We start from the raw sequence: 12,762 nt of genomic DNA, 5'->3' as shown, positions 1-12,762 counted from the left end.
CATCCATTTAAAGAGACGAGGCAGTACCAGTGCGGGGCCAAGCGCCCGGCTCTGTCAACGCCTTGGCCGACGCCGCCACCATTACACGACCCCGGAACGCGATTTCGCCAGTGCCTGCTGACGGAACTGCGCCGGAGCCGGACCGAGCCACCGCTTGAACGCGCGGCTGAAGGTGCCCTGTTCGGAGAAACCGGTCAGGAAGGCGATCTCGGCGATCGAGCGTGCGTTCGCTCCGTCCCATGTCCCGCGCGATATCCGCCGCCTGCGGTACGCCGTTGCTGAGTGCCGGCGTAGAGCGCCGCAGGAGTGCGGCCCGTAGCGACGGATCATCCCTGAGAGAGCCGATCTCCATCTCGAGACGGGCGGTCAGAAAATCCGACCCCGCCGCGTCGCCCAGGCGGCTCGGCAGATCGAGCATTGGGCGCTGCAAGGCAACCACCTCCCAATTCCCGTCCGCCTCATATTATTCACAGCGGTTGCCGCTTTGGATCACATTCGCGCTTCGGCCTTGGAAAAGCGAAGGCATGCGCTCGTCGCGACGTCAGCTGCGGCCCCGCTTCAGCGATTCCACCGTCCGCGCCCCCGCCAGGCCGCCCAGATCAGCGGCGCACCGGTCACCGCTCCCAGCCCGAGGGCGGCGATCCAGGTGAAAAGGCCCGCCTCCCCACTGGCCGCTGAGGTGCCGAAATGGGCCAGAAGGAAGCTGGCGGGCGCGATGCCGGCGAGCGTCGCCAGCGCGAACCGCCAGAACCGCAGGCTGCTGAGCCCCGCCGCGTAGCTGATGAGGTCGAAGGAGACGAAGGGCATCAGCCGGCTGGCGAAGACCGCCGCCGTCAGGGCGTTCTGCGATCCCAGAAGGCCCTGCTCGATCCGATCCCCGAACCAGCGCTGCATCACCGACCTTCCGAGCCCGCGCGCTAGGCCGAAGGCGATGAGCGCCCCGCTCTCGGCCCCGATGATCACCCAGAGCGATCCCCAGAAGTCGCCGTAGGCCGCGCCGGAGGCCATGGCGATCGGGGCGCTGGGGATCGGGCTTGCCACCACGGCGAGGGTCATGAGCCCGACGATCACGAACGGTCCGGCGGCACCGGCGCGTTCGACCAGGCGATCCAGCGTCTGGCGGTCGATCTCGGACGCCAGGTCAGGCGCCCCCCACAGCCCCCAGGCGCCGAGCCCGAGAACAACGAGGAGCATCAGCCAGATCAAGGTGCGCTTCATCCGGGGTCTCGCTCGTGTTTGCCGGGCCTCATGCTTCGCTCATATCCGCCGGGACCGTTCTGGGCGACGGCAATGCAATGCGCAAGCTTCCCGGAGGGCCGAGGATAATACCGCGTACTCCGATGTCGCCTCCTTCGCGCCGAGCGCACGGATGGCGCCGGGCCCCATCCCGAACCGGCCACGCGCAGTGGGTGCAGTTGGCAGCGAAGCCAACCTCACCGAGATTGGCTTCCTGATCCGTCCCGCCACTTGAGCGGGCGGTCAGGTCTTCCGCGAAAGGATGGCGCAGGTCAGAGTCCCGGAGCCTCCACGCCGCGCTCCCGCAGCCATGCGCGCATCGCATCGATTTCCTTCTGCTGGTCGGCGATGATGTGACGGGCCAGAGCCATGTTCTCCGGGTCCGAGCCGGCCGCCAGCTGGATGCGGGCCATGTCGATGGCGCCCTGGTGGTGCGGGATCATGCCCAGCACGAAGGCGACGTCTGGGTCCTCGTGCTCGAGGCCGGCCATCATCTCGTCATGCATCCCCATCATCGACTGCGCGTATGCGTCAGTCACCGAGGTATCGTCGAGCTCGGCCGGCGCGGTCTGCGGCAGGTCGGTGCCTTGCCGCATCGTGGCCGTCGCCTGCGGACCGTGCGGATACTCCAACGAGAAGGAGTGCGTCGCCATCCCGCCTTGCTGGGAGCGGATTTCGGCCATCGTCCGGGTGTCGGTGCCGTAGAAGGCCGCGTGCAGGCCCCAGTAGGCCGTGACGAAGATCACCAGCGCGCCGGCCAGGCCGATTGGCACGCCGACGAGCGCGCGCCGGATCCACGACCAGAAGTGCAGCTCGCGGGTATGATCGACCGCGATGACGATGATGATCGCCATGATGAGAGCGTGTCCGATCAGGTCGACCCGGCCGAACGGATAGACCGCCGTGATGAAGATCACCAGGAGCGCGAGCGCGGAGAGGCGCCGGACGAGCGGCGTGGCGAGCAGGCCGAAGCCCATGGTGAACTCGGCGACGCCGGCCATCGGGATGAACATATCGCGCGGGAGGCCGAAGGTCAGGAAGGGCTTCTCCGCGACCAGCGGGTAGAACCACTCCGGATAGGCGAACTTCTCGAGGCTCGACCACATCAGCGCGATGGCGACACCCCAGCGAAGCACCTCGAACCGGTGCTTGCGCCAGTCCTCGCGGCCCGAGGACTCGAGCATCAGGTAGGCGGCCACGGCAACGCCGAGCGCCAGGTAGTCGAGTAGGTGGAACGGATCATAGTCTCGCAGGGCAAGGACCCAGAGGAAGATGACGCCCGCCGCCGAGAGCGGCATGGTCTTCCGCGAGACGATCCCGGCCGCGATCAGAAGCTGAAGCCAGCTGACCCATTCCGCCGGCGTCTCGAGGTCGGGTGTCAGGTAGACACCGCCGACCGAGAAGATCGCGACGAAGAAGCCGGCGATCATGATGCGGACGAAATCGTCGAGCCTGAGCCAGAGCGGGTTCGTCGCGCGGTCCATCGCGTCGAGCGTCGTCTCTCCGACGGCGGTGCGCTCGACCAGACGCGTGGCGATGAAGAAGGCCAGCACCAGGACGATCCCGGTCCAGAACCAGGGATCCGTCAGGGTCCGGGCGATCGGCGCCGGGGCGGCGTCGACAATGTAGGGCGCGAACCACTTCACGTGCGCCGCGGCAGCGACGGGGAGGGAGGCGCTCGACAGCGCGACAAGAGCGCCGAGGCCGAGTTTGCGGGGGAGGTTTGGCAGCATCTTGAAGCCCCTTTCTTGTGAGGGATTGGTGGTCAGGTCGTCGCGCTCGGGGCCGCGCCGTCTGTCGAGGTCGCGGCCAGCGGGTGAGCGGGGAAGGCCGCACGGGAGAGGTTCGTGCCGCTTCCTACGAAGGAGAGGCGCGGCGCGCGTCCGCCGGACCGAAAGGTCACGTGCCGTCGGCCCGTGCCTTCGTCGCAGCGGTTGGGGAAGATTCTCCCGGTCGAAAAGGGCACGTTCTGCATCGCGGTCTCCCCTCAGGTCATTGCCGAAACCGGCGCCGGAAGGGCGATGTCGGCCAGCGTCGAGCGGTCGAGCTCCGCCAGGAACGCCGATTCCGCGGCGAAAAGCCTGCCCTTCAGCCGACAGACGGGAGAGACCGTGCAGGCACCGTCCGGCGCGAAGCACTCGACCAGCGCCTGATCCTGCTCGAGCAGCCGGACGAGGTCTCCGAGACCGATCTCGCTAGCGGGGCGGGCGAGCATCGCGCCGCCGCCCGCGCCGCGGCGCGTCGCCACGAAGCCGTGCCGGGCGAGGCGCTGGATGATCTTGTTGAGGTGATTGCGGGAGACGCCGAACTCGTCCGCGATCTCGGCCGTCGAGAACGCGCGGTCCGGGTCGCTGGCCATGCGCATGAGCGCGCGAAGTCCGTAATCTGTGAAGCTCGTCAGGCGCATCCGGCGGTCCCGCTTTGAATAGGCATTTACAGTACCTATTAGCGGCTCTATCCCGGTCGTGCAACAACCACCCAGGCCAGTTCAGCAATGCCCCAGCCGCAACCCTCGCTTCCCCCGATTCGCTCCGCGCGCCCGGCCATGACCCAAGAGATGATCGCCCGCACCGGTCTCAGCGAGGCGGTGCTCACCGATCTCGTGCACGGCTTCTACGGCAAGATCCGCGTCGACCCGGAACTCGGCCCGATCTTCGCCGCGCGGATTGCCGACTGGGGCCCGCATCTCGAAAGGATGGTGGATTTCTGGTCCTCCGTCGCGCTGATGACAGGGCGCTACCACGGCGCGCCGGTCCCGAAACATGCGGGCCTGCCGGTCACCTGGGCGCATTTCGAGCGCTGGCTGGACCTCTTTCGCGAAACGGCGGGCGAGGTCTGCTCTCCGGAGGGGGCCGCGCATGTCATCGAGCGCGCCGAGCGGATCGCGCGCTCGCTGTACATGGCGAGCCGGGATTCGGGGCGGAACGACGGAGAGGTGCCGAGCCTGCGATGATGGCGGATCGGTCGCTCGCCCGGCTTCGATAGGCCCGCACGCGCGTCACGACCGCCTTTGCCTAAGGCTGCTTGTGCGCTCTTCCCATCACGAGCGACGGGAACGACCGGTTCAAACGATTTGCCAGTCGGTGCTGGTATCGCTCTGCCAGCCGGTCTTGTGCAGAAGCGGAGTTTCCGCGTCCTCCTCGGCGTAGCCCAGGCAGAGGTACCCGGTCAAAGACCACGTGCGTGGCGTTCCGAGGATGGCGGCGACGGTGGCCGGGTCGAGGATCGAGACCCAGCCGACACCGATATTCTCGGCCCGCGCGGCCAGCCAGAGGGTGTGCATCGCCATGACCGTCGAGTAGGCGAGTGTCTCCGGCATCGTCTTCCGTCCCAGTTCACGGCCCTCTTCGACGCCTTCGTCGGTGAATACCGCGATATGGATCGGCGCCTCGCGCAGACCGGCGAGCTTCAGGGCGAGGTAGTCGCGCCGGGCGTCGCTGTCATAGGACGCCGCGGCCCTAGCGTTGCAGTCCTCGAAATTGTCGGCGATTCGGGCGCGGGCGTCGTGGCTCTCGACCTGCAAGACCCGCCAGGGACGCGAGTTGCCGACGGATGGCGAGAAATCCATGCTTTGCCTCAGACGGTCCAGCACGGCCGGATCGACCGGGTCGCGACGAAAGTGCCGCACGTCACGACGCCATCTGAGGATGTCTTCCAAGGCGGCTCGGTGGTGATCGGTGAGTTCCATGCTCTGGGATTACACCATATCCGCCGCGGATGCAGACCCGTGATCATGCCGCCGCCCCGGGAGAGCTCGCAATTCGCCCGAACCCGATGGGTAAGAGCATCCCGTTGCTCGCATGCACCGGCGATTGTGACCATTCTGGGGCATTTCCCCTCCGCCGGTTGATTGCCCGGTCTTGATGAGATTTCAATAAGTTAACGAGCCATACACGGAGATTGCCGATGCCAGCCTTTCGCCTTGCCCTTCTCGCTGTCGGATCGGTGGCAGGTTCCGCGCTCGCGCAGGGTGCGACGGCCGAGACGACCGTCTCCATGAATGTCGTGCGCGAGGTCGTGACCGATGCGGGAGAGACCGAGTACCAACCGGTCGAGACCGCGGTGCCCGGCGATCCGCTGATCTACCGCATCCAGCTCGAGAACACCGATCCGGTCCCTGCCAATTCCGTCGGGCTGTCGCTGCCGCTCGACGAGTCGCTGGCGATCGACCCGACGTCCGTCTCGGCGGGCACCTCGCTGGAGGTCGCCTTTTCCGCCGACGGCGGCGAGAGCTTTGCGCCGTTCGAGGACCTGACCGTCGAGGTGGGCGGCGAAACCCGCCAGGCGCAGGCGACGGACCTCACGCATCTGCGGGTGACCATCGACCAGGTCGAACCGCAGTCCGACGTCACCGTCGAGTATGACGCCGTCGTCCGTTGACGCGGCAACTCCGGCCCGATCGCAACCGAGGAGACCGACAATGCATATCCGCGCCGCGCGGCGTTCCCTTATCTGCGCCGTCTCGACACTCGCCTTCGCTGGCGGAGCCCACGCCGCCGGCACCGCGCCGGGCACCTCGGTGTCCAGCTCGGTCAGCATCTCGTATTCCAGTGGGGGCACGACGATCACACAGGATGACGCCGCCAGCGTGGAGTTCGTGGTCGACCGCAAGGTCGATTTCAGCTTCCAGGGCCAGGAGGCCGGCGACGCGGTCCTCGCCGAGCAGGGCGCGGACGGGCAGACCATGGTCTACCGGCTCGAGAACGAGGGCAACGACGCGTCCGGCTATGACATCGACGTGGCCGCGAGCGGGGATATCGGGCTGTCGTTCGACGCCGCTGGCGACGGGGCGCCGGGGAGCTACTCGGTCTATGTCGGAGATGCGCCCGAGGTCGCGGCGGAGGATGCGCTCTATGACATCAGCGGCACGACCAACCTGGGCGATCTCGATGCGGACGCGGTGCGGTTCGTCAAGGTCGTCGCGCATATCCCCTCCGACGTCGCGGACGGCGCGACCGACACGTTCGACGTGACCGCGACCGCGCTGGACGCCGGCACGGACACGGTCACGACCGAGGTCACGGGCCAGGGCCTGCAGGGTGTCGACACGATCTTTACCGATCCCGGCGAGGACGGCCTCGAGCTCCAGTCCGAGCGCTACGTCGTGCAGGCCCCTCAGCTGACGGCCTCGAAGAGCGCGGCAGTGATTTCGGAGAACCTGTCGAACGACTTCGATTGCGGCAGCGATCCCGCCGACAGCGGCGCCGAAGCCGCGGTGCCGGGCGCTTGCGTGGAATACACGATCAGCGTCAGCAACGGCGAAGAGGCCAGCACCGACGCCGTCAACGTGACCGTCACCGACGAGCTGCCCGACGGGATCACCTACGCCGGCACCGCCGCCAATGTCGGCTTCGACAGCGTGACCGAGGCGGGCGGCACCGTCACCGGCGAGCTAGGGGCGCTCGCGCCCGGCGCGACGGCGAGCGTCCGCATCCGCGCGGTGGTGGACTGATGCGCGTGACCAGACTGACACGGACCGCGGGGAACGTCATGACAAGACACCAGAGCCTTTCGCTTGCGACCGCCCTGGCCGGGGCGCTGGCCGCGCCCGCCGTCCTGGCCGACGGGCAGCCATCGGGCACGGCGATCTCGAACTCCATCAGCGTCGTCTACGAGTCCGGCGGCGACCAGATCGAACTGCCGGGCGTCGCCTCGGCCGACTTCACGGTCGATCAGCGCGTGTCCTTCGCCTTCGCCGCGCTCGACGACTCGGCGACGGTGAACGTCGAGCCCGGCGCCTCGGCGCAGGAAATCCGGTTCCTGCTGACAAATACCGGCAACGAGCCCGTGCCGTTCGACATCGACATCGAGGCGCTCGAGGATCAGCTAGGCCTGACCTTCGACCCCGCCGGTGACGGCGCGGAGGGAACGTATTCGGTCTTTCTCCAGCCGGAAGAGGGTGGCGAGGCGACCTCCTTCGACCCGAACGGGACGGTGGCGACGCCCGCGGTGGCGGTCGACGGATCGCTCATCGTGGTGGTGCGGGCGACGATCCCGCGCAGCGCCTCCGACGGCCAGTTGACCGCGCTGCGGGCCACGGCGACGCCGCTCGCGCCCGGCGGGGGCGGACCGCAAGGCGCGGTGACCGGGCAGGGGCTCGACGGGATCGACATCGTCTATGGCGACGATGGCGGCGACGGCACCGAACAGGGCGAGGTCAGCTATCAGGTCCTGGCGCCGCTGCTGTCGGCGATGAAGGACGTGATCGTGGTGTCCGAGAACCGGGCGGGTGGCTTTTCGTGCGGAAACGGCCCGCCCGAGCCGGGCGCCGAGGCGTTCATCCCCGGCGCCTGCGTGGAATACACGATCACGCTCTCGAACGCGCCCGAGGCCAGCAGCCCGGCCACGACGCTGAGCTTCAACGATACCCTGCCGGAGAACGTCACCTACGATGCGATCGCTGCCAACAACGGCTTCGACAACGTCGAGGTCGCAGATGGCGTGATCAGCGGCACGGTCGGGAGCCTCGTGCCCGGCGCTTCGGCCACCGTGCGGGTGCGCGCGACGGTCAACTAGGTGCTCTGCCGGGCACGCCCGACATGGCGCGCCGGGCCGGTTTGCCGGGCCGGCGTGGTCGTTGCGCTGCTGGTCGCGGGTGTCGCCTCGGCACAGGCGCCGGATGGCGACGCGCCCGCGTCCGACCGCCAGGTCACCAACCGCGCGGTGATCGAGTTCGGTCCCGACGAGGGCGCGCTTTCCACGATCGAGGCCGAGACCACGATTTCGGTCGTGGCCCCCGACGTGCCGGGCGAGCTGTCGGCCTGGCGTGTCTCGGGTGAAGAGGCCGATACGCTGGGGCAGGAGATCGTCTCTCCCGAATACAGCCCGTCCGGCGACGCAGACGGTCCCTTCGTGCCGGTGCCCGAGCGGACGGGCGGCGCGGGCGCGGCGGCGGGCCTCTCCCCGACGGAACGGGTCCGGCCGGACGAGGACGTGGTCTTCGTTCTGGTCGATCCGCTCGAGAATACCGATACGGGTCGGCGCGACAGCGCCACGCTCGAGGTCTCCGATTCCGTCAGTGGCGACACCGAGATGCTGCGCATCTACGAGACTGGCGAGGATACCGGCACCTTCGTGGGCGGCATTTGCGCCTGCTCGGACACCGAGGCGGGGCGGGACGGCGTGCTGGCCACACAGGAGAATTCCAGGGTTCTCGCGGCCGCCGAAACCAGGCGCTTCCCCGAACGCAGGTTCGAGAGCAGCGTCACCGTCGGCCCCGTCACCCCGCGCGGCCGCGTCTTCGACAGCCGCAGCGGGACGCCGCTGAACGGGGCGCGGATCACGATCATAGACGCCGAGACGGGGGCGCCGGCGGATGTGTTCGGCGCGGACCTCGAGTCCGCCTTCCCGGCGACCGTGGAAAGCGGCGGACGGGTCACCGACGCCTCGGGACAAGGCTACGATTTCGACCCCGGCGCCTACCGCTTTCCCTATGTCGAGCCGGGCCAGTACGTCTTTCTAGTGACCCCGCCCGAGGGCTATGTCGCCCCCAGTTCGCGCCGTCCCGAGGAGGTCGCGCCACCGCCGGGGGACGATCCGGAAGTGAACGGCGCCTCCTATCTCGAACCGTTCGCGATCGCGTCGGGCGAGACGCTGATCTACGACATTCCGCTCGACGGCGCGGCGCTTCTGGATGTCACGCGCACCGGCTCGGCCGATCGGCTGAGCCCCGGTGAGGCGATCCGCTACACCGCGACGGTCGGCGGATCGGTGCCCGGCCGGGTGATGGTGAACGTGACCGACATGGTGCCCGAGGGGCTGAAGCGGGTCGAAGGCTCGCTCCGCATCGACGGAGAGCGGCCGGGCATCCCGGTCGTCCGGTCGCGGAACGGTCGCTCGCTGCGGATCGAGGATCTCGTCCTGCCCGAGGGCGAGCGGCGGCGGATCACCTATGTCGCGCGGGTCACCGTCGCGGCGCCGGAGCGGGGTGTGCTGACCTCGCGCACGACCGTCGGAGGCGAGGATTTCGCCCCGGCCTCGGCGATCCACGGCCTCGAAATCGGGCCGGCCTTCGGACGCGACGAGAGCGCGGTGCTGGGACAGATTCAGCTTGGATGCGGGCCGAGCGCGGGGCCGCCAGAGCGCGATCTCTCCGGCATCCGCGTGATGCTCGAGAACGGCCGCTACGCCGAGACCGACGCGCGGGGCCGCTTCACTTTGCGCCGCGTGCCGCGCGGCGGACACGTCCTTGCGCTCGACCGGTTCACGCTGCCCCGGGGTTTCGCGCCGATCCTCTGCCGGAACAATACCCGCCGCGCGGGGGCCGCCGGCTCGGTGTTCGTGGAGTCGCGCGACGGCTTCGTCCGCCGCGTCAGCTTCAACCTCGCGGAGGTGCCGGTCGCCGAGACGCCGGATCCGGACGTGCCCGACACCGGTACCGTCTCGGACCATGACGAGGACTGGCTCAACGCCGCGCCGCGCCGTGCCGGCCTGCACTTTCCGCCGCCCGGTCACCTGCCGCCCACGCGCAGCCTGTCCGCTGCCGTGGTGCGCGCCAACGGACAGACCGCGAAACTCTTCCTCAACGGTGAGCCGGTGCCGGAGCTCTACAAGCGTCCGGCGGTCTCGTCCGAAGGTGGGGCGCGGTTCCTCGACAACTGGCGCGGGGCCGAGCTGGAGTACGGCGCTAACCGGCTGCGGCTTGTGATCCGAGATGCCGACGACGCCATCGTCCGCGAAGAGACCCGGACGATCCGGTTCAACGACCGGGCGGAATCGCTCGAGGTGGTCGAAGAGATGTCGGACCTCACGACGGATGGCCGGTCGCGCCCGCTGGTGGTGTTCCGGGCTGCGGACGCCGACGGCACGCCGCTGCATCCGGGCGCGATCGTGACCGTTTCGGTCGCGCGACCCTTCGCCTTCGCCCCCGGCGAACGGCTCAACGACACGCGCGAGGGGGCGGAGCCGCTGCAACGGACCTCTGCCACGGTCGATGCGGACGGGCGCTTCCGCATGCGGCTTGCGCCCAGTCGTCGGTCAGGGATCGCGCGCTTCTCGGTGCTTGACGGCGAGACCGAGACCACCGCGACCGCCCCGATCTCGGCGGCGGGCCGTGACTGGACGGCGGTCGGTCTGGTCGAGGGGCGTGTCGCTGCCGAACAGGTGGCGGAGGCGGTCGCCACGCCGGGGGACTCGCGTCTGCTGACCTTTGGCGACGTGGCGGTCGACGGGCACGCGGCCGTCTATCTCGAAGGGATCACGCCGCAGGGCTGGAACCTGACGATGCGCTACGACAGCGCCATCGATCCCGACGAGCGCGATTTCTTCGCCGAGGACCCGGACCGCGACTACCTTGTCTACGGCGACGAAAGCCGAGAGGGCGACGCTGCCAGCAGCCGGTCGCCGCTCTATTTCCGGCTCGAACGGGGCGGGACGGACCTGCTCTGGGGGGACTTCGAGACGGGTATCGGCGACGGACGCCTTGCCGACTATACCCGCAGCCTGACCGGCGCCCGCGCGATCTTCGAGGGGGACCGACAGCGGCTGCAGCTCTTCGCCGCCGAGGCGAGCCTGGCCTTCGCCGAGGACGAGTTTCCGGCCGACGGCACCTCGGGGCCGTTCGACCTGAGCCGGAGCGACATCCTGCCGAACTCCGAGACGGTCGTGGTCGAAACCACCGCGCGGGATGACCCGCTGAGGGTCATATCGCGGCGGGACCTGCGCGCGGGCCGCGACTATTCGATCGACTATGTCGACGGACGCCTGTTCCTGTCCGAGCCCCTGCGCGCCCGCACCGCCGACTTCGACCGCAACACCCTGATCGTGACGTACGAGACCGACGCCGCCCGCCGCGACGGGGTGATCTTGGGCGGGCGCTACGACGCCCTTCCGACCGAGCGACTGCGCACGGGCGCGACCCTGGTGTACGAGGACGACATCGCCGGGTCCGACGGGGCCGGTCAGCTGTTCGCGGTGGATGGCACCTACGCGGTCAGCGAGGTGCTCACGGCGCGGGCGGAGTTCGCCTTTTCCCGGCAGAGCGCGTCGAACCTGCTGGACGCCGCACGCACCACCCATGCCGCCGAGGTCAGCCTGACCTATGAGGATGGCGCCGATCTGGTCGAGGGATATGTGCGCTCGCAGAGCACCGGCTTCGGGATCGAGAACCTCGGAGAGGACCCGCAGACGATCAATGTCGCGGCCCTGCGTGCGAGCCTCGTCGTGTCGGACGACAGCACCGAGGACGAGGACGGCACCGTGCACCGCAACGTCCTGCGGTTCGAGGGCACCGCCCGTTCCGAGCGCAACGTCGAGACCGGCGAAAGCCTGAACATCGCCGACGCGATGCTGATCCGCGAGCATGATCGCCGGACCCGTGGCGCCGGCCTGCGCTTCGCGGCGCGGGACGATGCGCCGGATCAGCCCGACGGCCGGACGCTGAAAGGCGTCGTCAGCGACTCCTACGAGAGCGCCGATGGACGCCTGCGCCTGTCATTGGCGCAGGAATTCACGCTCTGGGAAGAGGGCGACGTCGCCGAGTCGGACCTCGGGTCGCTGGCTGTCGCGTACGACGCGAGCGAGCGGCTGACGCTTTCGGCCACGAACGAGATCGCCATCGGCGAGGATTTCCGCGTGGATATCGCGTCGTTCGGCGCAGACTACGTCGCGTGGCCCGGCGCGACCCTCTCGGGCGGCCTGGTGAATGTGGCGACGGGGGAGAACTCTCAGACGGTGGGTTATCTCGGGTTCGACCAGCAGCTCGAGTTCGGCGAGGCGATCAGTGCCTATGCCGGGATCGAGGCACAGGGCGCTCTTGCCGGCGACCTGGCCGAGACGGGGCCGGCGGCCCGCGGCGGGCTGACGAATCCGCGCCTGTCCGACGGCTTCACGACCTACAGCGCCGGGATCCAGCGCGTGTCCGACGGGTGGCTGGGGTCGGTCGATACCGAACTGGGATTCACCGAGGAAAGCGATCACGCGCGGCTGCAGACCCGCGCCACCACCCCGCTGACCGGTGATCTGTCGGTCGGGGCCTATTCCAGCTTCTTCTGGGCGGACGAGCATGGCGGCCCGGTCGAGCAGGATCACGAGATCAAGCTCAGCGCCGCATGGCGCCCGTTCGACCGCCCGATCGTGCTGCTCGAACAGCTCGAGGCGATCCGCGAGGCAGACGGCGAGACCGACGAGCTGCGCATCGTCAACTCGCTGTTCTACACCCGTGAACTGGAAGACCGGGCCGAGCTGAGCCTGCGCCACGGTCTCAAGCGGGTCGTGCAGGACCTGGACGGCGACCGTGTCTCGGACGTGCTGACATTGGTCGGGGCCGAGTACCGTCGCGACCTGACGGACTGGGTCGACATCGGCGTCCACGGGGCGAGCATCTGGTCCCTCGACGGCGGGGGGCAGCGCAACTCGGCCGGCATGTCGTTGGGTGTCACCCCGTTCGAGAACGGGTGGGTGTCGTTGGGCTACAACGTCGTCGGTTTTCGGGACCGGGACTTTTCCGAGTCCGGCTATACGGATCAGGGCGCCTTCATCCAGTTCCGCTTCAAGATCGACCAGGGCAGCTTCAATGAGGTGTTCTGA

10 protein-coding genes are annotated in these 12,762 nt (G+C 68.7%); 5 read left to right on the top strand and 5 right to left on the bottom strand.

Features of this window, described 5'->3' with window-relative positions:
• Window positions 1–81: 81 nt before the first annotated feature.
• The 4 genes from BMZ25_RS06810 to BMZ25_RS06790 form a co-directional block, all read right to left on the bottom strand.
• On the bottom strand, window positions 82–330 hold the full coding sequence (locus BMZ25_RS06810) for a helix-turn-helix domain-containing protein (RefSeq protein WP_235859802.1): 249 nt from the start codon (window positions 328–330) through the stop codon (window positions 82–84).
• Between the two features lie 228 nt (window positions 331–558).
• Window positions 559–1,218, bottom strand: a complete 660-nt coding sequence (locus tag BMZ25_RS06805; RefSeq protein WP_092690685.1) for a TVP38/TMEM64 family protein — start codon at window positions 1,216–1,218, stop codon at window positions 559–561.
• Window positions 1,219–1,508: 290 nt separating this feature from the next.
• Window positions 1,509–2,969 (bottom strand): CopM family metallochaperone, encoded by a 1,461-nt coding sequence (gene copM, locus BMZ25_RS06800; protein WP_092690682.1) that lies wholly within the window; start codon window positions 2,967–2,969, stop codon window positions 1,509–1,511.
• A gap of 254 nt (window positions 2,970–3,223) precedes the next feature.
• Window positions 3,224–3,643 (bottom strand): Rrf2 family transcriptional regulator, encoded by a 420-nt coding sequence (locus BMZ25_RS06790; protein WP_092690676.1) that lies wholly within the window; start codon window positions 3,641–3,643, stop codon window positions 3,224–3,226.
• 138 nt (window positions 3,644–3,781) lie between these two features.
• Between BMZ25_RS06790 and BMZ25_RS06785 the strand changes: the two genes are divergently transcribed.
• Window positions 3,782–4,189, top strand: coding sequence for a group III truncated hemoglobin (locus tag BMZ25_RS06785; RefSeq protein WP_235859801.1), 408 nt, complete (start codon window positions 3,782–3,784; stop codon window positions 4,187–4,189).
• Between the two features lie 111 nt (window positions 4,190–4,300).
• Here the strand turns inward: BMZ25_RS06785 and bluB are convergent, their stop codons facing one another.
• On the bottom strand, window positions 4,301–4,924 hold the full coding sequence (gene bluB, locus BMZ25_RS06780) for a 5,6-dimethylbenzimidazole synthase (protein WP_092690668.1): 624 nt from the start codon (window positions 4,922–4,924) through the stop codon (window positions 4,301–4,303).
• Window positions 4,925–5,142: 218 nt separating this feature from the next.
• On the opposite strand from bluB, the gene BMZ25_RS06775 reads away from it, so the two are divergent.
• The 4 genes from BMZ25_RS06775 to BMZ25_RS06760 are packed head-to-tail and all read left to right on the top strand — an operon-like array spanning window position 5,143 to window position 12,762.
• Window positions 5,143–5,616 carry a hypothetical protein gene (locus BMZ25_RS06775; RefSeq protein WP_092690665.1) on the top strand — a complete coding sequence of 158 codons (474 nt, stop codon included), beginning with the start codon at window positions 5,143–5,145 and terminating at the stop codon, window positions 5,614–5,616.
• Between the two features lie 40 nt (window positions 5,617–5,656).
• A complete protein-coding gene (locus tag BMZ25_RS06770) occupies window positions 5,657–6,688 on the top strand; it encodes a DUF11 domain-containing protein (protein WP_143071497.1) in 1,032 nt (343 codons plus the stop codon).
• A gap of 38 nt (window positions 6,689–6,726) precedes the next feature.
• On the top strand, window positions 6,727–7,752 hold the full coding sequence (locus tag BMZ25_RS06765; RefSeq protein ID WP_177190409.1) for a DUF11 domain-containing protein: 1,026 nt from the start codon (window positions 6,727–6,729) through the stop codon (window positions 7,750–7,752).
• Window positions 7,753–7,806: 54 nt separating this feature from the next.
• The gene (locus tag BMZ25_RS06760; RefSeq protein WP_092690655.1) at window positions 7,807–12,762 is read left to right on the top strand and encodes a carboxypeptidase-like regulatory domain-containing protein; all 4,956 of its coding nucleotides are present in this window, start codon (window positions 7,807–7,809) and stop codon (window positions 12,760–12,762) included.

Origin of the sequence: Tranquillimonas rosea (genome assembly GCF_900111315.1) — a bacterium.
Lineage (GTDB): Bacteria > Pseudomonadota > Alphaproteobacteria > Rhodobacterales > Rhodobacteraceae > Tranquillimonas > Tranquillimonas rosea.
The sequence above is the reverse complement of the archived record's forward strand: the minus strand, read 5'-3'. Positions and strand labels throughout refer to the sequence as shown.

What these genes read in the sequence shown, in the direction of transcription:
- BMZ25_RS06770 (WP_143071497.1), top strand. Translation starts at nt 5,657, where the DNA reads ATGCATATCCGCGCCGCGCGGCGTTCCCTTATCTGCGCCGTCTCGACA.
- copM (WP_092690682.1), bottom strand. Translation starts at nt 2,969, where the DNA reads ATGCTGCCAAACCTCCCCCGCAAACTCGGCCTCGGCGCTCTTGTCGCG.
- bluB (WP_092690668.1), bottom strand. Translation starts at nt 4,924, where the DNA reads ATGGAACTCACCGATCACCACCGAGCCGCCTTGGAAGACATCCTCAGA.
- BMZ25_RS06790 (WP_092690676.1), bottom strand. Translation starts at nt 3,643, where the DNA reads ATGCGCCTGACGAGCTTCACAGATTACGGACTTCGCGCGCTCATGCGC.
- BMZ25_RS06765 (WP_177190409.1), top strand. Translation starts at nt 6,727, where the DNA reads ATGACAAGACACCAGAGCCTTTCGCTTGCGACCGCCCTGGCCGGGGCG.
- BMZ25_RS06805 (WP_092690685.1), bottom strand. Translation starts at nt 1,218, where the DNA reads ATGAAGCGCACCTTGATCTGGCTGATGCTCCTCGTTGTTCTCGGGCTC.
- BMZ25_RS06785 (WP_235859801.1), top strand. Translation starts at nt 3,782, where the DNA reads ATGACCCAAGAGATGATCGCCCGCACCGGTCTCAGCGAGGCGGTGCTC.
- BMZ25_RS06810 (WP_235859802.1), bottom strand. Translation starts at nt 330, where the DNA reads ATGATCCGTCGCTACGGGCCGCACTCCTGCGGCGCTCTACGCCGGCAC.
- BMZ25_RS06775 (WP_092690665.1), top strand. Translation starts at nt 5,143, where the DNA reads ATGCCAGCCTTTCGCCTTGCCCTTCTCGCTGTCGGATCGGTGGCAGGT.